The following is a 24,062-nucleotide window of genomic DNA, read 5'->3' on the forward strand; positions in this document are numbered from 1 at the left end:
TTGCGCCGTGCGGCGAGGGTGCGTGCCTGGGGGCACCTCCCAGCGGTAGCTGGGGGAGTCGCGATGCCGCGGAGATCCATCAGAAGCGCCCTAGGCGACCCGCGCTTCCGTGGCGCGGCGCAGCGTCAGTGCCGCCAGGGCCTCCGGGGCGCCGGCCTGCCCTCGGATGCCGGGAAAGGCGTTGATGTCCACGATGAGCGGTGCGCCGTCGCCCGCGTCGATGACGTCCACGCCGTAGACGTCCAGCGCGAAGACCTCGCCGACCCGGCGCACCATGGCCGGCCAGCCGGGCGGCAGGTCGGCGAGGGCGAGCGGCCGGGTGGGGCCCCGGCCTTCGGGTGAGAGTTCGGAGCGGCGCAGGGCGGCGAAGAGCCGGTCGCCGATCGCCCACAGTTTGTGGTCCCAGCCGCTGTTCGGGACGAACTCCTGGACCACGACCGGCTCCCGTGGGCGGGTGGCGGCGAGTTCGCGCAGGTGTGTGTCGTTGTCGAGGCGGGCGACCAGGTCCTGCTTGCGGCTGTGCCGGCTCTTGACGACGACGGGTCCGGAGAGGCCCGGTCCGTCGGCCAATTGCGCGAACGTGCCGTAGGTACGGGTGCGCACGAACGGGAGGCCCGCTCGCCGGGCGCGGTCGGCCATCACCGTACGGTCCTGGCACAGCGTGGTCGCCGCGGCCGAGTTCACCACGGGGACACCCCGCTCCTCCAGCGCGCGGGCGAGGGCGAGGGCCCGTGGCGTACGCGCCTTCAGCAGGTGAACGTCGGCACGCAGCTCGGGTGTGCCCTCCACCAGGTCCGGGTCCAGTGTCTCCACTTGGTGCTCGGGGGTGAGGAGGGCGGTGGTGGCTGCCAGCAGTGGATGGCCGGGATCGCCCGTTATCAGACCGATTTTCATGCGCTCTCCCCCGCCGCCGCCGGAACGTGCACCGAGGCCGGCGGCTGGGACGGCTGGGTGGGGTGCGGGCGGGCCGCCGCCGTCGGCCCGCTGAGCGCGCCGTGCTGCTCCGGCGGACCGGTGACGGGCAGTGCGGCCGGGGCGGGCGCCTCGCCGCCGGCGCGGGCCAGTCCGAGTACGGCTCGCGCCACCCGCGCCACCGCGTCCGGGACCTGCCGGAAGCTGGGGAAGTCGTTCACGTCGACGACCATGGGGCCGTCCGGCCCCAGCAGTACGTCCACGCCGTACAGGTCGAGGCCGTAGACCGCCCCGACCTGGCCGGCGATCGCGGCCACCTCGGCCGGCAGCGGTACGCGGCGTTCCCGTACGGCGAGTTCCGGGTGCAGCGGGGAGCAGCGCTCGGTGGCGTACAGCTCGCCGCCGACGCAGTACACCTTGAGGTCGATGCCCGAATTGGCCACATACGGCTGGGCGATGAGCATGCCCTCCCGCGCCAGTTCGGGGGCCATCGCGGCGAGCCGGTCCGGCGACGTCACCAGGTGCACGGCCCGCCCCGAGCTGCCGTCGGCGGGCTTGACCACCAGCGGGTACTCCGACGCCGGGAGTTCCGCCAGCAGTTCGGGCCGCGCCGCGGCGTAGGTCGGCGGTATGGGGAGTCCGCGGCTGCGGCCGATCGCCGCGGCCAGCGCTTTGTCCCGTACGCGCCGTATCGACCGGGCGTCGTTGACCGTCGTCATCCCGGCCGAGGCCGCCGCTTCGAGCAGGGTGAGCCCCGGGCCGCCGGAGACCGTCTTGAGCACCCAGGCGTCGTGGGAGCCCGCCCGTACCGCCTCGGTCATGCGCAGCAGGGAGCCGCCCGGCCGCAGCGCGTCCACCTGGTGCCCCCAGGTTCTCAGCTGACGGATCACCTCGTTCGGCATTCCGTCGTGCCGGTAGTGTTCCTCCACCAGGAAGCAGAGCCTCATCGATCTTCCTTGTAATCCGCCGGGCCGGGCCGGCGCGCGTAGCGAGATCACAGGATGTCATGGCCCATCGGCCGGGCTGTCCCCGGTGGCGGGACGGGGGGCGGGCAGCCCCCCTCAGGACGCGCCGTGGGCGTGCTCGGAGCACAGACAGCCGACGCCCTTCCCGATCCACTCCCGGCCCGCCCACTGCGGGTGCCGCCGGATCATCAGGTCCGTCACCTCCTCGACGATGGTCTGTTCACTGACCTCCGCACCACGGCGTATCCATGTCTCGTCCCGGAGCAGTTCGAGGTAGTCGCGCACATCGGCGAGCAGCTGCGGGCCGCCGACCTCGCCGTGACCGGGCACGACGGTCCGTGGGCTGCATTCCGCCAGCCGCCGCATGACCGCGAGCCAGCGGGTACCGGAGACGTCCGTGTCGTGCGGCGGAAACCAGGGGAAGATGGCGAACTGTCCCGCTTCCACCAGGTCTCCGGTGAAGAGCAGGTCCACGTCGGGTACGTCGATCACCTGGTCGCCCCTGCTGTGGGCCCGGCCGGTGGCCCGCAGGCGCACCACCCGGCCGCCCAGGTCGAGGTCGTGGGTCCGGTCGTAGACGTGGTCGGGCCGCGCGGGGACGACGTCTTCCAGCCGGCATGCGACCGGCTCGCCCAGTTGCCGGAACATCTCCAGGTAGCCCGGCCCCCGCTCCCGCAGGTCCGTGGCCTGGGCGTGGTTGACCAGGTAGGTCGCCGCGCCGGCGAAGACCTGCGCCCCGAAGGCGTGCTCGGGGTGGAAGTGCGTCGTCGTCAGGTAGAGCTTGCGCCCCCGTGCGTAGTCGATCGCGAACTCCCGTACCGCTTGCGCGTTATCCGTGCCCAGGCCGGTATCGACGACCAGGACCGCGTCCCGGCCGCCGATGATCCCGATGTTCGGTACGAGCGGCACCCCCTGGTCGGGGATGACCACGACGTCCCGGGCGATCTCCTGGGCCCCCGCGACGCGCACGACGGGTTCCGGCAGCGGCCGCCCCGCCAACTCGCCCACCCCCTCCGCCTCACCGGTACCGGCCACCCCATCCACGGCACCCTTCTCTCCCACGGCGTCCATCTCTCCCATTTCGCCTGCCCCAGCCCCTGCCATGTCGCCCTTCTCGCCTGTCTCAGCTCTCCGGCATCTGCGGATCCGGGGTCTGCCGGTACGTTCCGCCGACCCGGCGGGCCGTGCGGCGGCAGCTCCCTTACGGCGTCGAGTCCACCGCCCGGCACCCCGCGGCGTCCAACACCGATTCCGTCACCCCGATACCGCACGGGTATCGTCGCTGGATGGAGCTACGCATGCTGCGCTACTTCGTGGCGGTCGCCGAGGAACGTCACTTCGGCAGGGCCGCCGTACGGCTGCGGATGACCCAGCCCCCGCTGAGCCGGGCCATTCAGCAGCTGGAGGCCGACCTCGGGTGCGTGCTGCTGGACCGCTCCCCCACCGGGGTCGCCCTCACCCCCGCCGGAGCCGTGCTCCTCGACGAGGCCCGTACGCTCCTGGACCGGGCCTGCCAGGCACGCGCCCGGGTGGCCGCCGCGGCGGGTGCGGCCACCCTGACGGTCGGCACGCTGGCCGACAGCGCCGAGCAGGCCGGCACCCGGCTCGCCGCCGCCTTCCGGGCCCGGCACCCCCACGTACACATCCGCGTCCGCGAGGCCGACCTGACCGATCCGGCCGCCGGGCTGCGCGCCGGCCTGGCCGACGTGGCCCTGACCCGCGCGCCGTTCGACGACACCGGCCTCACCACCCGCGTACTGCGCTCGGACCCGGTCGGTGTGGTCCTGCGGGCCGACGACCCGCTGGCCGGACGCGGCAGCCTGCGGCTCGACGACCTGGCCGACCGCCCGTGGTTCCGCTTCCCGGAGGGCACCGATCCCGTGTGGACGGCGTTCTGGATTCCCCGGCAGGCCGCCCGCCGAAGCGGTCCCGTCGTGCGGACGGCCCGCGAGTGCCTTCAGTCCGTGCTGTGGAGCGGGACGGTGGGGCTGATTCCGCTGGGTCACCCGCTGCCCGGCGGGCTCGTCGCGGTCCCGTTGGCCGACATGCCGCCCAGTCGTCTCGTCATCGCCTGGAAAGGCACCCGCCCCGGGCCGCTCGTCCGCTCCTTCGTACGGATCGCGGTGTCGCAGCAGGAGGCCGGTCAGACCTCCGGCCTCAGTGGCTGAGCGGGGACAGGCAGAGTTTGACGTACCCGACGTTGCGGCCCCGCTCGGTGTACTCGTCCAGTTCCGGCGGGCACTTGCCGTTCGGCCCCGGGTTGACCTCCAGCTTGAAGTCGGCCTTGGCCTCCTCGCAGCCGATGGTGAAGAGCACCGGGTCGGACTTGGAGCCGCGGTTCTCCAGGCACTGCCCCACCTTGGCCTTGCGTGCGACCTCGGCCGCGGGCTTGCCGTCGTCGGTCAGCGCGCTCAGTGCCCAGAGTCCCCCTCCCGCGACCGCGATGATGCCTAGGGCGATGACGGGGCGCAGCCAGGGGCGCCGTGCGGGTCCCGTCGGCGTGAACATCGGGGTGCCTGGCTGCGGCACCGGCGCCTGCCACGTGGGCTGGCCGTTCGCCGGCGGCTGCCCGTACCCGGGCTGCTGACCGTACACCGGCTGCTGCCCGTACGAGGGTGGAGCGCCCGGAGGCGGGTTGTGCGGGCCGGGTCCGCCCTGGCCGGGCGGCGGTGAGTAAGCGGACATAGAGATTCCCCCAGTTACCGGGCTTCTTGACCGGCGTGCCGGTGCGACTTCCGGTAGAGCAGGTTACGAGATGCGCGACGCGCGCCGGACAGCGGTGGGGACGTCAGGGCCGGAGCCCCGAAAACGGGGCCCGCCCACTCCCTTCCCGCTCCCACTCCCTCCCGCGCCCCCTGTCCAACCGTCAAAACGGAACCTTGGATTACCGCGGAACGCACCGTAGGTTTCTTGTGTTTTCCGATCCTCTTGTCGCCGACAGCAGCGGCGGCATTCGCCCCTCCCGCGCATTGCGCCGGGTCGGCGTATTTCCCGATGCGGCGCAGCCGACTCGAATGCTCCACCGATGTTTCCGTGCCCCGGCACGGCGGAAGGGACTTCCATGTCATCCGGGCCGAGGAATCCGGACGTAATTGTCGTGGGAGCAGGGCCGGTCGGTCTCACCACCGCCCTGGGGCTGGCGGTCGCCGGTGTCGGTGTGACGGTCCTGGAGAGCGCTCCGGGAATCGGCGCTTTCTCCCGTGCCCTGGTGCACCAGGCCCACACGCTGGAGGGTTTCGCGCGGCTCCGGGTGCTCGACGCCATCGCGCGCGCCGGCATCCCGCTGCGGGGACGTGACTTCGTGGTGCACCGCACGGGCGAGCGCATCCGCCATCCGATGCCGGCTCCGGGTACGGCCGCCTCGCCCGCGTACAACCTGATCCTGCGGCAGGACGTGCTCAGCGGCATTCTCCTCGAAGAGCTGCGCCGCTTCCCGGGCGCCGAGGTGCGGTTCGGCTGCACGGTCGACGGAGTGCGGCAGACCGGTGAAACGGTCCGCGTCGGCTACGCGCACGGGCAGGGCCGTGGGCAGGTGGAGGCGCGCTGGGCCGTCGGCGCCGACGGTGCCCGCAGCGCGGTACGGAAATCCCTCGGCGTGGAGTTCGAAGGCTTTACCTGGCCGGAGCGTTTCGTCGCCACGGATATGCGTTACGACTTCGCGGCACACGGTTATGCCGACGCGAATTTCCTCATCGATCCGGACGACGGGGCGATCATCGTACGTATCGACGCCGGAAACCTCTGGCGGGTGGCCTGGACGGAGGACGCTTCCCTCTCCGAAGAAACGCTGCCACACCGGCTGGAGGCTTATTTCGCGCGCGTTCTTCCCGGCCCGCGGGCCTGCGAACTGGTCGCGTATGCCCCGTACCGCGCCCACCAGCGGACCGCCGAACGGTTCCGTGTGGGCCGGGTCCTGCTGGCGGGCGACGCGGCCCACATCACCAACCCGACCGGCGGCATGGGGCTGACAGCCGGCCTGCACGACGCCTTCCCGCTGGGTGAAGCCCTGGCCGCCGTCGTCCTCGGACAGTGCGATGAGGACGTACTGGACCGTTACGCACACGTCAGCCGCGAGGCGTTCCGTACCCGGTTCTCGCCGATCGCGTCCGACATGAAACGGCTCGTCTTCGACTCCCGCGACCCCGCGCGGCTCACGGAAGCCCTCGTCCCGCTCCGCCGGCTGGCGGCCGACGAGGAACTGCGGCGCTCCCGGATCGACGCACTCCGCTCGATCATGCCGCTCTCACTGCTGGACGACGGACGCCCCGCCGGCCGGCACCGTCCCGGCCGCGGCGCGACAGCCGCGGACCGCCTTGCACGACCACAGGAGAGGCAGACAGCACCATGACACTGACGCGACCGGTCGCACCCCGCAAGTGGAGCGGCTTCGAGCAGCTGCACGCGCTCCAGCGGGAACGTATCGGTACGACCCTGCGCCAGGCCGCGAACTCCCCTTTCTACCGCGACCGGTTCCGCCTGCGGGAGGGCGGGACGATGCCGGGCAGCCTCGCCGACGTACCGGTGACCACCAAGGCGGACCTGCGCGCCGCGTACCCGTTCGGCATGCTGGCGGTGCCGAGGGAGCGGGTCGCCACCTACCACGAGTCCAGCGGGAGTTCGGGCCTGGCGACGTCCTCGTTCTGCACGAAGGACGACTGGGTGGACATCGGCGAGCGCTTCAACCGCATGCCGGCCGGCATCGGCGCCGCCGACACCCTGCTGGTGCGCATCCCGTACGCCATGGTGCTGGCCGGGCACATCGGCCACTTCGGCGCCCGGATGCGGGGCGCGACCGTGGTGCCCGCCGACAGCCGCAGCTTCGCCACCCCGTACGCACGCGTGATCCGGCTGCTGCACGACCTCGGTGTCACCCTCACCTGGTCCAACCCCACCGAGCCGCTCATCTGGGCCGCGGCGGCCCGCGCCGCGGGGCTGGACCCCCGCACCGACTTCCCGCGGTTACGCGCGCTGCTGGTCGCCGGCGAGCCGCTGAGCGATGCGCGCCGTGCGCGGCTGGGCGAGCTGTGGGACGCGTCGGTGATCGAGGACTACGGCGCCACCGAGGTCGGCCCGCTCGCCTCCGCCTGCCGCTTCGGCCGGCGGCACTTCTACGCCGACCGTGTCGTACCCGAAATCCTCGACCCGGCCACCGGGGAGTTCACTCCGGACGGCACCGGTGACCTCGTCATCACCCCGTTGTACCGCGAGGCCATGCCGCTGCTCCGCTACAACCTGGAGGACCAGGTCCAGCTGAGCCACGAGCCGTGCCCGTGCGGCAGCTGGCTTCCCGTCATCCGGCTCGCGGGGCGCGCGTCCCAGGCGTTCGAGGTCGCCGGGCGGCGGGTTTCCCAGGTCGGGCTGGAAGAGCTGGTGTTCCGCCTGCCCGCAGCGTATGGCGTGCTGTTCTGGCGGGCGCGGGCCGAGGCGCAACGGCTCGTCGTCGAGGTGGAGGTGGCGGACGCGCATGCCGCGGCCGCCTGCGCCGAGCTGTCCGGCGCCGTACGGACGCAGCTGGGCGTGGCCTGCGAGGTGGCTCCCGTGCCGCCGGGCACGCTGATGCCCGTCGAGGTGCTGTCCGCGCCGGGAGACGTACTGAAGCCCCGCAGCCTTTTCGGCCCCGACGAGGACTGGTCCCGTGGTCTCCTCTACTACTGACGCGTTCCCCGCCGCCGGGTACGGCCTCGCCGCGCTCCCGTCCGCCACCCGCATACTCCTGACCGGGGACGGCGCGACGACGGTCATGCTCGAAGCGCTGCTCGGCATGCCGCTGCGGGTGCGGGTCGTCGAACAGCGGGTGGTGGATACGGCGACGGTGCCGCCCAAGGTCCGCCGGGCCCTGGCGGCCGAGCGGATGCCCCGGCTCCTGGAGCGGCTGTCCGAGCTCGTCGACCCCATGGGGCGGCCGGTCAGCCGCAACCGCGTCGTCTCCGCGGTGGCCGCGTCGGGCCAGCTGCCGCCGCCGACGGATCCGACGCCTCTGGGTATGCGGCTGCGCGAGGAACGGCGCGCGCTCCACCGCGAACTGCTGCGCTGCGGTGTCGCGCGCACGCCCGAGGCGCCGGGCTTTGGCCGGTGCGCCTTCAAGGAGTACGTGATCAGGAGCCCGGACCGGTATCCGGTGTATGTGGCGGAACGGTTCAACCCGGCGGTCGTGGGGGTGGCATGAGCACCTGACCCGCCGGGCGGGTCGCGCCGGCGCCTTCGGCCGGTCCCATCCGGCCCACCGGGCGGCCGCGTTCCGCCCCGCCGCGGTGGTGGGCCCGGCAGTACGCGTCGCGCACTCCGCGGTATCCGGGTACGTGGACGGTGTTCAGCAGCTGCGCCCACCGGGCCGCGTTCGACTCGATCCGCCGTACGGCGCGGTCGCGGGCGGCCGGGGTGGTGGCCGCGGCGAGCTGTCGAGCGTGCGCCCACGCCTGTTCCCGCCACATACGGAAAAGCCGGCCGGCGGTGTAACCGGCGATGGGGTTCCACCGCTCGTCCGCCAGGGCCAGCACCGGATCGTAATGGCGGGCGATCTCCTGGACGGCGGGCGCGTAGGCACGGTCCAGGACCGTCTGGAAACGGTTGTAGTCAGCCTTGCGTGAGGCTCCGCCGGGGCGGGTGAGACCGAGGGCGGCCAGCACATAGGGCATGTCGCGCTGGATATGGGCGTTGGCGCCGAGCAGGACGTCCTGGCCCGCGTTCACATCACCCGTGCGTGCGGCGTCGAACGCCGTCTTCCACGCCTGCGGGACGGCGCGCCCCTTGCGGTCCGCGTGGTAGGCGTCCAGATACAGCCGGACGAAACCGGTGTTGAGATCTCCGGCCAGCCAGGCCGGGTCGTCGAACGCACCCGGTTTGGCTGCGGCGGCCTCCAGGCCGCGTTCGAGGTGGACGTAGATCACCGGAAAGGGTGCCCGGTGATCGCACCCCAGCTCGTCGCGGACCGTGGTCAGGACCCGGCGTGCTGCTTGCACGCATCCGACCACCGGCCCCTCGCAGGACAGACGCCGGGCGTCGGCACGCGGCGGCGGTACGGCGAGCGCCGGCCCTCCGGTCGCGAGCGCCGCCCCTGCCAGTACCACGGTGGACAGCTTGAAGAATGCGCCGCGCGTTCGGGCCATGGACCCCCGCCTCCTTGTCACCGCTCCCTCATGCACTCCCCCCGTCTACGGAACGACCCGGCCCGGCGTGGGTCACGGCGTGGCGTCGCGGTGTGCGGCGAGGGCTTCGGCCGCGGTGGGGTAGGCGGGCAGCAGGGTGTCGAGCCCGGTGATGTGCAGCAGCCGTGCGAGCCGGCCGGAGACGGCGGCCAGGCTGAGGGTGCCGCCCGCCTCCTTCGCGCAGCGCCAGATCGCCACCAGGGCGTTGAAGCCGGAGGAGTCGCAGAAGTCGACGGCCGCCAGGTCCAGGACCAGGTGGCGGTGGCCCCGTCCGATGAGTTCGAGGGCTCCGGCGCGCAGGGCGGGAGCGGTGGTCAGGTCCAGGTCGCCGGCGAGGGCGGCCAGGGCGAGGTCGCCTTCGGCGCGCCGGGTCGTCAGGTGAAAGGTGTCGTGCACGGTCGGTTCTCCGGCCTCCGGGGTTGCGAGGAGGGCGACGGTATCGCCTTCACGGTGGCCGTCACGCCGGGCCGGCGGCGAGGAAGCCGATCAACCCCTGGTCGCCGAGCATAACGCCGCCTGCGCGACAGCCCCCGGGCGGCCCGCGCGCCCCACGGAGGGGCCAGAGCAACATTCTGGTCATCCTGGATGGCCGGTTGTCCACGCGATGGCCAAAAGTGATGTGCTCGCGGTGGCGTGAATCAGGGGCCGCAACTCGGCCGCGCCGAAGGTGTCCAGTGGGTGAGACGGAGTCATATAACGCCCCGCGGGGCGCTCTCGCCGCAGTTCCGACACCCACCACAGGACCCTCACATGTCCTCTACAACCTCTACAGCGAGCAAAGCCGACGTAAAGACCCAACCATGCCATGTACGGGCAAGTGCGGTCGCCCGACCCCGTCTCAATAGCGCTCCACGATGACCGGAACCTTTCGTTGACAGGCCGGAAAGGCGGTCTCTACTGTTACCGCGAAATTCCGTCTCATTCCCTCCTTTCGGCTCATAGTGGGCGACACATCACCCGCCCACCCTTTGTACGTGCGCATGTTTTCCGAAGCCTGCCGGCCGGGCCCGTGCCCTTGCGCGGCCTGAGAACGCAACGCGAACGCAGCACACACGAACGAGGAGACACGGTGACCCCCGCACTCGCCGAACAGCAGAGCCACCGCCTGACCGAGGCCGAAACACACAAGCTCTGGCGGCTCTCCCAGCTCGCCGCCGGCGCCTCGGACGCATCCGCGCTGGCGCTTTCCGGTCTACTTCTCGATCTGCCGAAACCCGTGCGCACCGCACTGCTCGAATTCGCCGGCACCAGCGGCGACTCGGGGTTCCTGCTGCTGCGCGGACTCACCGTCGGAGACCTCCCGGACACCCCCACCACCCATCACTCCGGCGCCCTCCAGGGCCACCCCACCGACGGCACCCTCACCCTCGTCGCCGACCTGCTCGGCTCGCTCGTCGGCTACCAGGACGAGAAGGACGGAGCGCTGCTCCACGACGTGCACGCCGTGCCCGGCGAGGAGCAGCGCATCGAGAACAGCGGCTCGGTGGCCTTCGACTTCCACACCGAGAACGTCCACCACCCGCTGCGCCCCGACTACCTGGGCCTGCTGTGCCTGCGCCAGGACCACGAAGGCGTCGCCGCCACCCGCGTGGCCTCGATACGCGAAGCCGTCCGGCACCTGACCGACGAGCAGGTGGCGGTGCTGCGCACCCCGCAGTTCTACAGCTCCTACCCGGCGTCCTTCACCCGGGGCAGGACCGGCCCGGTGCCGCGCTCCGGCCCGCACCCCGCCGTCTTCGGCCCGTACGACCGGCCGTTCCTGCGCTTCAACTCGCACACCACGCACGCCGCCGGCGCGGAGGCGACCGCGGCGCTGAAGGCGTTGGCCGAAGCCCTGGAAGCGGTCTGCCACAACGTCGTACTGGAGCCCGGTGACCTCGTCGTGGTCGACAACCACGTGGCGGCGCACGGCCGGAGCGCGTTCGTCCCGCGGTACGACGGCCGGGACCGCTGGCTGCGCCGCTTCTACTCCGTACGCTCCATCCTCGGCTGGACGCAGCACATGATGCCCCGTCAGCGCGTCATTCCCCCGATGGAGCAGATCCAGGGCGTGCTCTGAGCACCGCACCCTCCCCCCTGCGATCGCGACGCCCCTTGCACTGAGGACCGGAATACCTTGGATTTCATAGACGTCATAGGGCTGCTCACCGCCGCGGTGGCCGCCGGGTGGGTGGACGCGGTGGTCGGCGGGGGCGGGGTGCTGCTCATCCCCGTACTGCTGCTCAGTTTTCCGCACCTGCCGCCGGCGACCGCACTGGGCACCAACAAGATCGCCGCGATCACGGGCACGGCGACCGCCGCCGTCATGTACGCGCGGCGCACCACCCTGGACCGGAAGATCCTCGTACCGGCCGCCGCCTGCGCGGTACCGGCCGGCGCACTCGGCGCCCTGTCCGCGGCCACCGTCCCCACGTCGTACTTCCGCCCGGTCATCATGGTGCTGCTGATCTGCGTCGCGCTGTTCGTGGCGCTGCGGCCGAACTTCGGCACCCAGCCGCTGGCCCGCGAGGTGACCCGGCGGCGGCGCGTCACCGCCGTACTCCTCGGCGGCTGTGTGGTCGGTTTCTACGACGGGCTGTTCGGGCCCGGCGTGGGCACCTTCCTCATCATCTCCTTCACCACGCTCCTGGCCACGCAGTTCCTGGAGAGCGCGGCGATGTCGAAGGTCATCAACGCCTCGTCCAACCTCGGTGCCCTGCTGGTCTTCGCGCTCCAGGGGAACGTGCTGTGGGCGCTCGGGCTCGGGATGGCCGTGGGCAACGTGACCGGCGCGCTGATCGGTTCGCGCATGGCCCTGAAGAAGGGCTCCGGCTTCGTCCGGACCGTGCTGGTGCTCGTGGTGATCGGCATGGTGACGAAGATGGCGTTCGATCAGTTCGCCTGAGGTGAGGGCCCCGGGGGGCGGGTGCTCTACGGCACGCCTCGCGCATCCAGCACGACCTGTACGTCCGCACGTCCAGCACGTCCAGCACTTGATGGGAACCACGCGAGAACACATCCGCCACACACGGCACGAGAGACCGGAGACGCCACCATGGACACCGTACGGAATCTCGACGCATTACTGACCCTGCCGGACTTCGAGGCCGCCGCCGACGCGGTGCTCGACGAGGGCTGCCGCGCGTACGTCGCCGGCGGCGCCGGTACCGACCGCACCGTCCGTGCCAACATCGCGGCGTTCGACGACATCTGGCTCCGGCCAAGAGTCCTCGCCAGCACGGAGACCGAGCCCCGCACGGAAGTGACCGTCCTCGGGCACCGCTTGGCGATGCCCGTCCTGCTCGCGCCGACGAGTCCGCAGCGGCTGCTGCACGAGGACGCGGAGATCGCCACCTCCCTCGCCGCCGAGGCGGCCGGGATCGTCCCCGTCGTCAGCACGGACAGCCATGTCCCCTTCCCCGAGATCGCCAAGTCGTCCGGTGGGGCCAGTTGGTTCCAGCTGTACGGCTACCGGTCGCGCGACGACATCGCCGCGACGATCGACATGGCCGAGACCGCCGGTGCCTCGGCCCTGGTCGTCACCGTGGACGCCAGCCACGCCGCGCTGCGGGTGCACGCCCAGCGCGCCGGGTTCGCCACCCCCGCGCACGTGGACTTCGGGACGCTGCGCGCGCTCGGCATCCTGGAGGGCGAGGTCCCGGCCGGCGCCCGTATCGACCGGCTGCCGCTGAGCTGGGAAGACCTGCTGTGGATACGGGCCCGGACCCGGCTGCCCCTGCTGGTGAAGGGCGTACTGCGGGCCGATGACGCGCGGCGCTGCATCGACAGCGGCGCGGACGGCGTCATCGTCTCCAACCACGGCGGGCGGCAGCTGGACGGGGCGGTACCCAGTGTGGTCGCCCTGAGCGAGGTCGCGGCCGAGGTCGACGGCCAGTGTGCCGTACTGGTCGACGGCGGTGTCCGCTCCGGCGTCCATGTCGTCAAGGCCCTCGCCCTCGGTGCCGACGCGGTCTGCCTGGGGCGGCCGTATCTGTGGGGCCTCAGCGTCGCCGGGCGCGAGGGGGTCGAGGCGGTGCTGCGGCTCCTGCGCCGGGAGATCGAGGACACCCTCCGGCAGCTCGGCGCGTCCGACGTCGACGAGCTGGGGCCGCACTTCGTGACCAGGGCAGGGGCCGGCCTGGGAGTGGGAATCGGCGCTGGGGCCGGGGCGGCCTGAGCAGTCCGCCCGCCCGAGACCCCCTCCCCACCCCGTATATCCGCATGACGACTTGACGACCTCACGACTTTCCGAGAACGGAGTCCCACGATGTTCCACTTCTCGCGTGGCATCCCCCCGCAGGAAGCGATCCCCTCGCGGCAGCTCGCCGAGCACACCGCCGCCGTCCTGCGGGACAGTGCGGACCGGGTGTTCCAGTACGCGCCGATCGGCAACCACACGGGGGACGCGGCCCTGCGCGAGCAGATCGCGGCCTTCCACTCGGTCGACGCCGACCGGATCTTCGTCACCAACGGTTCCCTGCAGGCGCTGGACCTGCTCGCCGCGCACCTCCTGGCGGGCGACCGCAAGGACGTGTACGTGGAGGCTCCCACCTACGACCGCGCGGTGCAGATCTTCGAACGGCACGGCGGGCAGGTCTCCGGCATCACCCTCCGGTCCGACGGCCTGGACCTGGACGCTCTCGAAGCCCGGCTGGCGACGCGGGTCCCCGCGCTCGTCTACGTCATCCCGGACTTCCAGAACCCGAGCGGCGTCACCATGAGTGAGGCCAAGCGCCGCCGCCTCGTACAGCTCGCCGAGACCCATGACTTCCTGATCCTGGAGGACATCCCCTACCGGGAGCTGCGGTACGGCGGCGAGGCTCCCACCGGCTTCTTCGAGCTGGCGCCCGCGGGGCGGGTGCTGACGATGGGTTCACTGAGCAAGATCCTGAGCCCGGGGCTGCGGGTCGGTTACGTCATCGGCGAGCCCGCCACGCTCGGCGCCCTGGCCGCTCTCGCCGAGGGCACCTACCTCTCGCCCGCCCCGCTCCTGCAGGCGGTCGCCGCGAACGCGCTGGCAGCGGGCCTGGCCCAGGAGAACGTGGCGCGGACCCGCGAACTGCTCGGTCCCCGGCACGACGGCGCGGTCAAGGCCGTGCGCGAACTGCTGGGTGAGGACGCGCTCCTCGCCGTGCCGCACGGCGGCTACTACGTGAGCGTGCACCTGCCCGTCGCCACGGACGAGGCCACCTTCCTGAAGGCCGCGGCGGCCGACAGCCTGAAGCTGACCCGGGGTTCGGGCTTCTACCCGGGTGACGCGGCGCCGCCGGAGGGCCGGGTCTTCCTGCGGCTGCCGTTCCAGTCCTTCGAGCCGGACGAGTTCGCCGCCGGCGTCGAGCGGCTGGCGGCGGTGGCGTCGAAGGGCTGACCGGCGGGGCCGGACGGGCTTCGGAACGGAACATCTCACGGCGCCCCTGGTCGCCCCGGTGATCGGCTCACCGGGGCGGCCGGGGGCTTCCGGCCGAAATGCAGGCGTTTGCGGGGGATCGATACGGGTACTCGGCGAGCCCGCAGACCGCTGAACGGCGCGCCGCCACGCGCGGACGAGGCCGCGAGGACGCACCTCGCCCCCTCCCAGGCGCAGGGAGAGCGCGACGACGAGCCGGAAGAAGGGGACAAGGTACAAAGTTGACCGGTTCCGGCACGGCCCCGGGCCCCGACCCACCGCCGCCCTGGCGCATGAAGGGGCACCTGTGGGGTGGTCTCTTCGCCGCCGCGGAGCCGGTCCCGGCCCCTCCCCCGGACCTCTCACCCTTCCTCTCGCCCTTGACGCGCCGCTCGCTCGCCGTTTTCGTCATCCGGTACCGCGAGGGGACCCTCGGCTACGACGAGCTGATCGTCGGTACACCCGCGCGCCGCGGCCGCCGGGTGGGCCTGTACGTGCACTGGATCTGGGTCGACGACGAGCGGGCGCTGTGGGGTGGCCGCCGTATCTGGGGAGTGCCCAAGCAGCCGGCCGAGTTCCGCTGGGACGGGCCACGGGTCCGCGTGACCGACGAGCGGGGGCTCGTCGCCGGCCTGCACCTGTCGGCCAGGGGCCCGTCGTTCCCCCGTCTTCCCTTGCCCATGACCGGCTTCGGGACTCTCGACGGGGCGCGGACGGTGTTCACCGCCCGGTTCACGGCCCGTCCTTCGGCCGCTTCGGTACGCGTGGAGGAGTGGCCCGCGAGGCTGCCCGCGCTCCGCCGGTCCGGCACCCGTCTCGGGCTCGGCGCGGCATCGTTCAACATGCTCATGTCCGCACCGTCGCTGCATCCCGCGCCACCGGTCGCCTGAGCCCCGGCGGTCGGCCGTTTCGTGATTCTCCTGTTGTCCGGTTTCCGGGAAACCCAAGTGTGAAGATGACCGTACGAGTTTTACCCGGATGCCACTCATGGAGAAGTCATGCGCAGAATCCATCCGCTGTTACCCATGCTGCTGATCGCGGCGGCTCTCAGCGCTTGCAGCAGCCCTGTCCCGCCTTCGGCATCTTCCGGCGGTGGCCCTTCGGAGGGAGCCAAGAGCACGCCGACTGGTGAGACAACATCCCCTGCGCTTCTGCCCGTCGGCCGCTCATTGGACTGGCGGCGCAAGGACGGTACCGGGCGCGGCACGGTGAAGGTTCTCAGCTACCGGCAGTCGTCAACGGGCGGCGGCGGAATGACGGCCGGGAAGAAATCGGCGGCCGGTGAAGAGGGGAAGGGCAGCTCCGTACGGGCCACGCTTGACGTAGAGGTGTGTGCGGAATTGGGGAGTGTGGCCGCCGCCGACTCCGACTGGAATCTCATTCTCCGTGACGGAGAATCCGTTCCGCCGTCCGAGACGGCACCTGACGAATTTCCACAACCCCGGTTCCCCGTCGAAACGCAGGTTCGGGCCGGCGAGTGCGCGCGCGGCAAGGTCACCTACGCGGTACCGGCGGACCGCCGCCCGGGCCGGATCCATTACGCGGCGACCCTGGACAGCGGCGACATGGAACCTCCGGGCGCCGACGGATGGGCGGTCCCCGGGGCGGCCGGGGATCCCCGGCCGTAACCGGCCGCGACGCCCCCTTCGCCCCTTTGTCGAACACGAGAACGTGTCATTCAGGTATCCCCCGGGCAACCACGGCAAAGCACGGGGAAAATAACTCCCAAAGCTGGCCAACTGGCGAAAAAGCGTCCCTCTTTTAGCCCGCGACGGGGCGAATCTGAGGGCGTTTCGTGGAGTGGCGTGCCGAGCGAGTCCGCCACACGGCCCCAGGAGGAGCCCTCGTATGTGGCGTGGCAGGGCGAAGGCGCAGCGTGCCGCCGCGGATGCGGCCGAGCGGCTCATGGCGGCCGGCCGGCTGCTCAGCCGGGCGCCGGTTTCGGCGGACGGGCGGGCGGTTTTCCGTACGGACCAGAGGGTGAACGACGCGCCTTACCGGGAGCGGTGGGCCCACGACAAGGTGGTGCGATCGACGCACGGGGTGAATTGCACCGGATCGTGTTCGTGGCAGGTATTCGTCAAGGACGGGCTCATCACTTGGGAGACCCAGGCGACGGATTACCCGACGACGGGCCCGGACCGTCCGGAGTACGAGCCCCGGGGCTGCCCGCGCGGGGCGTCCTTTTCCTGGTACACGTACTCGCCCACCCGGGTGCGCCACCCGTATGCCCGCGGGGTGCTGGTGGAGATGTACCGAGAGGCGCGGGACCGGCTCGGGGACCCGGTGGCGGCCTGGGCGGAGATCACCGGCGACCCGGACCGGCGGCGGCGCTACCAGCGGGCGCGCGGCAAGGGCGGGCTGGTGCGGGTGGGCTGGGAGGAGGCGCTGGAGATCGCGGCCGCCGCCCACGTACACACCCTGCTGGAGCACGGTCCGGACCGGATCGCGGGGTTCTCGCCGATTCCGGCGATGTCGATGGCCTCGCACGCGGTCGGCGCCCGGTTCATGTCGCTGCTGGGCGCGCCGATGCTGTCGTTCTACGACTGGTACGCGGACCTGCCGATCGCCTCGCCGCAGGTCTTCGGCGACCAGACCGACGTACCGGAGTCGGGTGACTGGTGGGACGCGGCGTACCTGATGCTGTGGGGTTCCAACGTGCCGGTGACCCGGACCCCGGACGCCCACTGGATGGCCGAGGCGCGTTACCGCGGTCAGAAGGTCGTGGTGGTCTCCCCCGACTACGCGGACGCGACGAAGTTCGCCGACGAGTGGCTGCACCCGCACCCGGGCACGGACGGCGCGCTGGCCATGGCGATGGGTCATGTGATCCTGCGCGAGTGCTTCGTGGACCGGCAGGTGCCGTACTTCACCGACTATGTGAAGCGCTTCACGGACCTGCCGTTCCTCGTCGGGCTGGAGGAGCACGGAACGAGCGGCGACGGCGGGGCGGTCCGGGTGGTGCCGGGGCCGTTCGTCACGGCGCAGGACACCGGACTGGCCACGGACGCCGACGCGGAGGCCCGGCGGTGGATGCCCGTTCTCCTCGACGCGGTCACCGGTGCCCCGGCCGTACCGGGCGGGACGCTGGGCGACCGCTGGCGCGAGGGCGGCCAGGGGCGCTGGAACCTGGACCTGGGCGGGATCGATCCGCGGCTGAGCCTGTACGGGCGGCCGGACGCGACCGCGGCGCGGGTGGTGCTGCCGCGTTTCGACCAGGAGCGGGGCACGCTGGAACGGGAGGTTCCGGCCCTGCGCGTCGGCGGGCGGCTGGTCACCACGGTCTTCGATCTGCTGCTGGCCCAGTACGGGGTGGGGCGCCCCGGTCTGGGCGGGCAGTGGCCCGGCTCGTACGAGGACGCGGACGTGCCGTGCACCCCGGCGTGGCAGGAGACCCTTACGTCGGTGTCCGCGCGGGCCGCGGTGCGGGCGGCGCGGGAGTTCGCGCGTACGGCGGAGCAGACCCGGGGCCGCTGCATGATCGTGATGGGCGCGGGCACCAACCACTGGTTTCATTCGGACACCATTTACCGGTCCTTCCTGTCCCTGCTGCTGCTGACGGGGTGTCAGGGCGTCAACGGCGGCGGCTGGGCGCACTACGTGGGCCAGGAGAAGGTGCGGCCGTACACGGGCTGGCAGCAGCTGTCCACGGCCGCCGACTGGGTGCGCCCGTCCCGGCAGATGGCCGGCACGCCGTATTGGTATCTGCACACCGGCCAGTGGCGGCACGACCGGGCCCCGGCCGACGCGCTCGCCTCCCCGGCCGGCCGGGGCCTGTTCGCCGGGCAGCACACCGCAGACCTGGTGGCCCGCTCGGTCCGGCGGGGCTGGATGCCGTCGTATCCCACCTTCGACGCCAACCCGCTGGACCTCGGCCGGCGCATCCGCCGGGACGGCGCGGAAGCGGGCCCCGGCCGGTGGGTCGCCGACGAGCTGGACGCCGGACGGCTCTCCTACGCCTGCGAGGACCCGGACGCGCCGGCCAACTGGCCGCGCGTGCTGACGGTGTGGCGGGCGAACCTGATCGGTTCCTCGGCCAAGGGCAACGAGTACTTCCTGGGCCATCTGCTGGGCGCCGACGACAACGCGAACGCCGAGGAAGCACCGCCGGAGGTGCGCCCGAGGGACGTCACCTGGCGTGCCGAGGCGCCGCGCGGCAAGCTCGACCTGCTGCTGGCGCTGGACTTCCGTATGACCTCCACCACGCTGTTCGCCGATCTCGTGCTGCCGGCCGCGACCTGGTACGAGAAGCACGACCTGTCCAGCACGGACATGCACCCGTACGTGCACGCCTTCTCCCCCGCGATCAGCCCGCCCTGGCAGGCCCGTACCGACTTCGAGATCTTCCACGGGCTGGCCCGGGAGGTGAGCCGGCTGGCCGCCGGGCGTCTGGACGGTGCCTGCGACCTGGTGGCCACGGCCCTCCAGCACGACACGGCGGCCGGCGAGGCGCCGCCGCCGGGGCCGACGGCTCCGCGGTTCACGCTCGTGGAGCGGGACTACACCGCGCTCGCCGACCGGCTGGCGGCACTCGGCCCGCTGCCGCGGGAGCAGGGCATGACCGTCAAGGGCGTCACCGTCCAGGCCGGCCCGGAGACGGACTGGCTCGCCCGGCGCTGCGGTACGGCGGCCGACGGCGCGGCGCGCGGCCGGCCGCTGCTCGACACGGACGTGAAACTGTGCGAGGCGATCCTCGCCCTCTCCGGCACCACCAACGGACGGCTGGCCGCCGAAGGCTTCGCGCGCCTCGCCGAACGCTGCGGCCCGGACAGCCGGCTTACGGCCCTCGGCGATTCGGTCGCCGAGCGGCGCGTCGTCTTCTCCGACACCCAGGCCCGCCCGGTGCAGGTCTCGGCGAGCTTCGAGTGGTCGGGCAAGGAGGGGCCGGAGCGCCGCTACGCGCCGTTCACGATCAACACCGAGCACGGCAAGCCATGGCACACCCTGACCGGCCGCCAGCACTTCTACCTCGACCACGAGTGGATCGCCGAGTTCGGTGAACAGCTGCCCGTCTACCGGCCGCCGCTGGACCTGGCCGCGCTCGGCGAACTGCCGCGGCCCGGGGCGTCCGAGGGGCAGTCGGTGACCGTGCGCTATGTGACACCGCACTCCAAGTGGTCCATCCACTCCGAGTACCAGGAGAACCTGCTGATGCAGACCCTGGCCCGCGGCGGGCCGGTGATCTGGATGAGCGTGGCGGACGCCGAGGCCGTCGGGGTGGCGGACAACGACTGGATCGAGGCGGTCAACGCCCATGGTGTGGTGGTGGCCCGGGCGGTCGTCTCGCACCGGATGCCGCCCGGCACGGTGTTCATGTACCACGTGCAGGAGCGCCTGGTGAACGTGCCGATGTCGCAGACCACCGGGCGGCGTGGCGGTGTCCACAACGCGCTGACCCGGCTCATGATCAAACCCACCCATCTCATCGGCGGCCACGCCCAGCTGTCCTTCGCCCCCAATTACTACGGTCCCACCGGCAACCAGCGCGACGCGGTCACCACCATCCGCCGCCGCTCCCAGGAGGTCAGCTACTGATGCGCGTCATGGCACAGATCGCGATGGTCATGAATCTCGACAAGTGCATCGGCTGCCACACCTGCTCGGTCACCTGCAAACAGACCTGGACGAACCGTTCCGGCACCGAGTACGTGTGGTTCAACAACGTCGAGACCAGGCCCGGCCAGGGCTATCCGCGCGGCTACGAGGACCAGGACGTCTGGCAGGGCGGCTGGCAGCGCAAGCACGGCCGGCTCGTGCCGCGCAGCGGCGGCCGGGCCCGCCGCCTGGCCCGGCTGTTCGCCAACCCCCGGCTGCCCACACTGGACGCGTACTACCAGCCGTGGACGTACGACTACGAGATCCTCACCACCGCACCGCTCGGCGACGACGTACCCACCGCGCCGCCCCGCTCCCTGACCGACGGCCGGCCCACCGCCGTCACCGGCGGCCCGAACTGGGACGACGACCTCGGCGGCGGGCCCGCACACCTCGCCGGCGATCCGGTGCTGAAGAAGATGAACGAACAGGTGCGCCTGGAGTACGAGCAGGCGTTCATGTTCTACCTGCCGCGGATCTGCGAGCACTGCCTCAACCCGTCGTGCGTGGCCGTGTGCCCGTCCGGCGCCCTCTACAAGCGCATCGAGGACGGCATCGTCCTCGTCGACCAGGACCGCTGCCGCGGCTGGCGGATGTGCGTGACCGGCTGCCCGTACAAGAAGGTCTACTTCAACCACCGCACCGGCAAGGCCGAGAAGTGCACCCTGTGCTACCCGCGCCTGGAGGCAGGCCTGCCCACCGTGTGCTCCGAGACGTGCGTGGGACGGCTGCGCTACCTCGGTGTCGTCCTCTACGACGCGGACCGGGTCGGCGAGGCCGCCGCCACCCCCGACGAGCAGGACCTGTACGAGGCCCAGCTCTCCTGCTTCCTCGACCCCCGCGACCCCGAGGTCGCCCGCGCCGCCGAGGCCGCCGGCATCCCGCACGACTGGGTCACCGCGGCCCGCAACTCACCGGTCCACGCACTGATCAGCACCTACCGGGTGGCGCTGCCGCTGCACCCGGAGTACCGCACGATGCCCATGGTCTGGTACGTGCCCCCACTGTCGCCGGTGGTGGAGTCGCTGACCGCCACCGGGCACGACGGCGAGGACCCGGCCAAGCTGTTCGCCGCCATCGACGCGCTGCGGATCCCGCTGGAGTATCTGGCCCACCTGTTCACGGCGGGCGACACGGCGCCGGTGGAGGCCGCCCTGTGCCGGCTGGCCGCGATGCGCGCGCACATGCGGCGCGCCAATCTCGGCGAGGAGCAGGACCCGGCGATCGCCGCCTCGGCGGGCATGACCACGGCGTCCTTGGAGGCCATGTACCGGCTGCTGGCCGTGGCCAAGTACGAGGAGCGGTACGTCATCCCGACCGGCTACACCGCAACCGGCCACGACGGCATGAACGACGGCTGCAGCCTGGACGGCGAAGGCGCGCCCGGCATGTACGCCCCGGAGGGCTTCCACGCTCCGCCCGCCGCGCCGCCGCCGGCCGAACACGCGGGCGCCTCGCTGCGGGACCGGGTGAACCTCCTGAACTGGAACGGCCGCGGACACCCCGACGGCCTCTTCCCCCGCCGGCGAGGAGACGCATGAGCACCCCTCTGGTCCACCAGGCCGCGTCCCTGCTCCTGACCTACCCCGGACCGGACTGGCCCGCCCGGCACCACAGTGTGCGCGCGGCCCTGCGTCCGGCCATGGGCGCACCGGCCGGTCTCCTGCTGCGGTTCTGCGACCGCGTACAGGACGTGCCCCCGCTGGCGCTCGCCGCGCGGTACGTCGCCACCTTCGACCGCAGCCCCCGCCGCACCCTGCACCTGACGTACTACACCGACGGCGACACCCGGCGGCGCGGCGCCACCCTCGCCCGGCTCAAGGCGTGCTACCGCGCCGGCGGCTGGCAGCCGGCCCCGGACGAACTGCCCGACCACCTGCCCCTGATGCTGGAATTCGCCGCCCGCGCCCCTGCCGCCGGACGCGGCCTGCTGCGTGAGCACAGGGCCGCCCTGGAGCTGCTGCGCCTCGCCCTGGAAGACCACCGCAGCCCGTACAGCGACGTCCTCGACGCCGTCTGCCGCACCCTGCCCGGGCCACGCCCCGCCGACCGGGCCGCCGCCCGCCGCCTGGCCCGTACCGGGCCCCCACCCGTGGAGACCGTGGGCCTGAACCCGTTCCCCGGCTCCGAGCCCCGAGGAGCCCGACGGTGAACCCTCTGCACACCGCGCTGTGGGGCGTGCTGCCCTACCTCGTCACGACCCTGCTCGTCGCGGGCACCGCCTGGCGCTACCGCTACGACCGCTTCGGCTTCACCAGCCACTCCAGCCAGCTGCACGAGAGCACCCTGCTGCGCATCGGCTCGCCGCTGTTCCACTACGGTCTGCTCTTCGTCGTCGCGGGCCATCTCACCGGTCTGCTCATCCCCGAGACGTTCACCGAACGCGTGCACATCCACGAGTGGCTCTATCACGCCAACGCCCTCGCGGTCGGGGGCGTCGCCGGGCTGGTCACGACGGCGGGCCTGGCCGTGCTGATCTACCGGCGGCTCCGCGTTCCCGCGGTGCGCGCCGCCACCCTGCGCACCGACCGTGTCCTGCACCCGCTGCTCGCCGCGACTCTGATCGCCGGGCTGGCCGCCACCGCCACCACCACCAGCGCTCATCCGTACGACTACCGGCAGGGCGTCGCCGTCTGGTTCCGCTCCCTGTTCACCTTCGCCCCGGACGTGCCGGTCATGGCGCACGCGCCACTGGTCTACCAGCTCCACGCCCTCCTGGGCATGGCGCTGTTCGCGCTCTGGCCCTTCAGCCGTCTCGTGCACGCCTTCACCGCGCCGGTCGGCCACCTGTTCCGCCCGTACCTCGTCTACCGGTCGCGCGGTGCGTCTCGGACAGACGTCCGCCGGTGAGGGAGCGGACGCCTGTCCGAGGCGCACCGGGGTGGTGACGGCGGTTCGGTACGGGTCAGACGGGTACACCGTTCACAATGAGGCTTTTCACCACGATTACGGCAAGACGTGCACGCCGGGCGCACTCCCGGAGCGCGGCCCACAGGACGGCGACCCCGGCCCGTCGGCGCACGGCTACTGACCCAGCATCCCCTTCCGCAGCTGTTCCAGGGTCCGGGCGAGCAGCCGGGAGACGTGCATCTGGGAGATGCCCAGTTCGGCGCCGATCTGAGCCTGTGTCATCTCCTGGACGAAGCGCATCTCGATGATGCGGCGGCGGCGGTCGTCGAGGTCGTGCAGGAGAGGGGCGAGCGTGTTCAGGTTCTCGACCAGCTCCATCGCCGGGTCGTCGTCGCCCATCACCTCGGCGATGGCACGGCTCTCGCCGGCCGCGCCGGAACCGTCGCCCGTACTGTCCAGCGAACCCGCCGTGTAGCCGTTGCTGGCGGCGATCGCGTCGACGACCTCGTCCTCACCGATCTCCAGACGGGCGGCCAGTTCGGGGACGGTGGGCTCGCGGCCCAGGTCGGCGGAGAGCTGCTCCCCGGCCCTGGACAGTTCGACGCGCAGCTCCTGGACGCGGCGGGGAACGTGCACGGCCCAGGTGGCGTCGCGGAAGAAGCGCTTGATCTCACCCACGATGTACGGGACGGCGAAGGTGGAGAACTCGACCTCACGGGAGAGGTCGAACCGGTCGATCGCCTTGATCAGGCCGATGGTTCCGACCTGGATGATGTCCTCCGCGTGTCCGAGGTCCTGGCCCCGGCCACGGAAGCGGGAGGCGGCGAACCGCACCAGTGAGAGATTCATCTCGATGAGGGTGTTGCGCGCGTACTGGTACTCGGCCGTCCCCTCCTCCAGCTCGGCCAGCCGGGCCAGGAAGAGCTTCGACAGGGCCCGCGCGTCGCGGGGCGCCACCTTGGTCGCATCCGGAAGCCGGGGCAGTTCGGGCGCCTGCGGCGCCACTTGCGCCGGCTCCGCCGTCATCGGCCCCGCTGCACTGTCCTGTACGGCAAGCATGGTCATGTCTTCACCCTTCACAGTACGTACGGTCAGGTGCACCTGCCCTAGTCTTAGGTGTTCAACCCTTGCCAGTGGGAAACAGTTGCTCACAGGGGTGGCGGACGATCGACCGGGAAGGGACAGGGAAAGCGACCGTGGTGGTCCGGCCTCCATGCCCTTACCCGCCCT

20 protein-coding genes are annotated in these 24,062 nt (G+C 71.8%); 13 read left to right on the forward strand and 7 right to left on the reverse strand.

The genetic code is table 11. The features are described from left to right. Positions 1-90: 90 nt before the first annotated feature. From ACZ53K_RS21580 to ACZ53K_RS21590, 3 genes are all read right to left on the reverse strand, one after another. Positions 91-894, reverse strand: coding sequence for an ATP-grasp domain-containing protein (locus ACZ53K_RS21580; protein ID WP_468838902.1), 804 nt, complete (start codon positions 892-894; stop codon positions 91-93). After that, entirely contained in the window at positions 891-1,859 is a 969-nt protein-coding gene (locus ACZ53K_RS21585; protein ID WP_468838905.1) for an ATP-grasp domain-containing protein, read from the reverse strand. The genes ACZ53K_RS21580 and ACZ53K_RS21585 overlap by 4 nt, the downstream gene beginning before the upstream one ends. A 114-nt stretch (positions 1,860-1,973) precedes the next feature. After that, positions 1,974-2,948, reverse strand: a complete 975-nt coding sequence (locus ACZ53K_RS21590) for an MBL fold metallo-hydrolase (RefSeq protein WP_468838908.1) — start codon at positions 2,946-2,948, stop codon at positions 1,974-1,976. A gap of 215 nt (positions 2,949-3,163) precedes the next feature. Here ACZ53K_RS21590 and ACZ53K_RS21595 point away from each other — a divergent pair, with 215 nt between their 5' ends. Continuing rightward, positions 3,164-4,045 carry a LysR family transcriptional regulator gene (locus ACZ53K_RS21595; RefSeq protein ID WP_468838909.1) on the forward strand — a complete coding sequence of 294 codons (882 nt, stop codon included), beginning with the start codon at positions 3,164-3,166 and terminating at the stop codon, positions 4,043-4,045. Here the strand turns inward: ACZ53K_RS21595 and ACZ53K_RS21600 are convergent. Next, entirely contained in the window at positions 4,035-4,562 is a 528-nt protein-coding gene (locus ACZ53K_RS21600) for an LppU/SCO3897 family protein (protein WP_468838911.1), read from the reverse strand. The genes ACZ53K_RS21595 and ACZ53K_RS21600 overlap by 11 nt on opposite strands. 412 nt (positions 4,563-4,974) lie before the next feature. Between ACZ53K_RS21600 and ACZ53K_RS21605 the strand changes: the two genes are divergently transcribed. From ACZ53K_RS21605 to ACZ53K_RS21615, 3 genes are read left to right on the forward strand one after another with little or no spacing between them, the layout of a single operon-like run. Beyond that, entirely contained in the window at positions 4,975-6,225 is a 1,251-nt protein-coding gene (locus ACZ53K_RS21605) for an FAD-dependent monooxygenase (protein WP_468838913.1), read from the forward strand. Then, positions 6,222-7,532: a phenylacetate--CoA ligase family protein gene (locus ACZ53K_RS21610; protein WP_468838915.1), complete on the forward strand. Its 1,311-nt coding sequence runs from the start codon at positions 6,222-6,224 to the stop codon at positions 7,530-7,532. The genes ACZ53K_RS21605 and ACZ53K_RS21610 overlap by 4 nt, the downstream gene beginning before the upstream one ends. Further along, positions 7,513-8,043 (forward strand): hypothetical protein, encoded by a 531-nt coding sequence (locus ACZ53K_RS21615; RefSeq protein ID WP_468838918.1) that lies wholly within the window; start codon positions 7,513-7,515, stop codon positions 8,041-8,043. The genes ACZ53K_RS21610 and ACZ53K_RS21615 overlap by 20 nt, the downstream gene beginning before the upstream one ends. Here the strand turns inward: ACZ53K_RS21615 and ACZ53K_RS21620 are convergent. Both ACZ53K_RS21620 and ACZ53K_RS21625 read right to left on the reverse strand, forming a co-directional pair. Continuing rightward, complete coding sequence (locus tag ACZ53K_RS21620; RefSeq protein WP_468838920.1) at positions 8,015-8,983, reverse strand: DUF5995 family protein; 969 nt, start codon at positions 8,981-8,983, stop codon at positions 8,015-8,017. The genes ACZ53K_RS21615 and ACZ53K_RS21620 overlap by 29 nt on opposite strands. Positions 8,984-9,055: 72 nt before the next feature. After that, entirely contained in the window at positions 9,056-9,418 is a 363-nt protein-coding gene (locus ACZ53K_RS21625; RefSeq protein ID WP_468838923.1) for an STAS domain-containing protein, read from the reverse strand. 673 nt (positions 9,419-10,091) lie between these two features. On the opposite strand from ACZ53K_RS21625, the gene ACZ53K_RS21630 reads away from it, so the two are divergent. The 9 genes from ACZ53K_RS21630 (at position 10,092) to narI (ending at position 22,832) form a co-directional block, all read left to right on the forward strand. Then, positions 10,092-11,081, forward strand: a complete 990-nt coding sequence (locus tag ACZ53K_RS21630) for a TauD/TfdA family dioxygenase (protein ID WP_468838925.1) — start codon at positions 10,092-10,094, stop codon at positions 11,079-11,081. A 57-nt stretch (positions 11,082-11,138) separates the two neighbouring features. Continuing rightward, positions 11,139-11,906, forward strand: coding sequence for a TSUP family transporter (locus tag ACZ53K_RS21635; RefSeq protein WP_468838928.1), 768 nt, complete (start codon positions 11,139-11,141; stop codon positions 11,904-11,906). Between the two features lie 150 nt (positions 11,907-12,056). Next, complete coding sequence (locus ACZ53K_RS21640) at positions 12,057-13,178, forward strand: alpha-hydroxy acid oxidase (RefSeq protein WP_468838931.1); 1,122 nt, start codon at positions 12,057-12,059, stop codon at positions 13,176-13,178. A gap of 90 nt (positions 13,179-13,268) precedes the next feature. After that, positions 13,269-14,369, forward strand: coding sequence for an aminotransferase-like domain-containing protein (locus ACZ53K_RS21645; RefSeq protein WP_468838934.1), 1,101 nt, complete (start codon positions 13,269-13,271; stop codon positions 14,367-14,369). A 260-nt stretch (positions 14,370-14,629) separates the two neighbouring features. Then, positions 14,630-15,277, forward strand: a complete 648-nt coding sequence (locus ACZ53K_RS21650; protein WP_468838937.1) for an acetoacetate decarboxylase family protein — start codon at positions 14,630-14,632, stop codon at positions 15,275-15,277. Positions 15,278-16,235: 958 nt separating this feature from the next. Next, positions 16,236-19,922, forward strand: a complete 3,687-nt coding sequence (locus tag ACZ53K_RS21655; RefSeq protein WP_468838940.1) for a nitrate reductase subunit alpha — start codon at positions 16,236-16,238, stop codon at positions 19,920-19,922. After that, the gene (gene narH, locus ACZ53K_RS21660) at positions 19,922-21,523 is read left to right on the forward strand and encodes a nitrate reductase subunit beta (RefSeq protein WP_468838942.1); all 1,602 of its coding nucleotides are present in this window, start codon (positions 19,922-19,924) and stop codon (positions 21,521-21,523) included. The genes ACZ53K_RS21655 and narH overlap by 1 nt, the downstream gene beginning before the upstream one ends. Further along, the gene (gene narJ / locus ACZ53K_RS21665; protein ID WP_468838945.1) at positions 21,520-22,134 is read left to right on the forward strand and encodes a nitrate reductase molybdenum cofactor assembly chaperone; all 615 of its coding nucleotides are present in this window, start codon (positions 21,520-21,522) and stop codon (positions 22,132-22,134) included. The genes narH and narJ overlap by 4 nt, the downstream gene beginning before the upstream one ends. Continuing rightward, positions 22,131-22,832 (forward strand): respiratory nitrate reductase subunit gamma, encoded by a 702-nt coding sequence (gene narI, locus ACZ53K_RS21670; RefSeq protein WP_468838948.1) that lies wholly within the window; start codon positions 22,131-22,133, stop codon positions 22,830-22,832. Before narJ ends, narI begins: the two co-directional genes overlap by 4 nt. Before the next feature lie 174 nt (positions 22,833-23,006). On the opposite strand, the gene ACZ53K_RS21675 is transcribed toward narI, so the two are convergent. After that, on the reverse strand, positions 23,007-23,897 hold the full coding sequence (locus ACZ53K_RS21675) for an RNA polymerase sigma factor SigF (protein WP_468838951.1): 891 nt from the start codon (positions 23,895-23,897) through the stop codon (positions 23,007-23,009). Positions 23,898-24,062 lie beyond the last annotated feature (165 nt).

Source organism: Streptomyces sp. NPDC033221 (genome assembly GCF_055577005.1).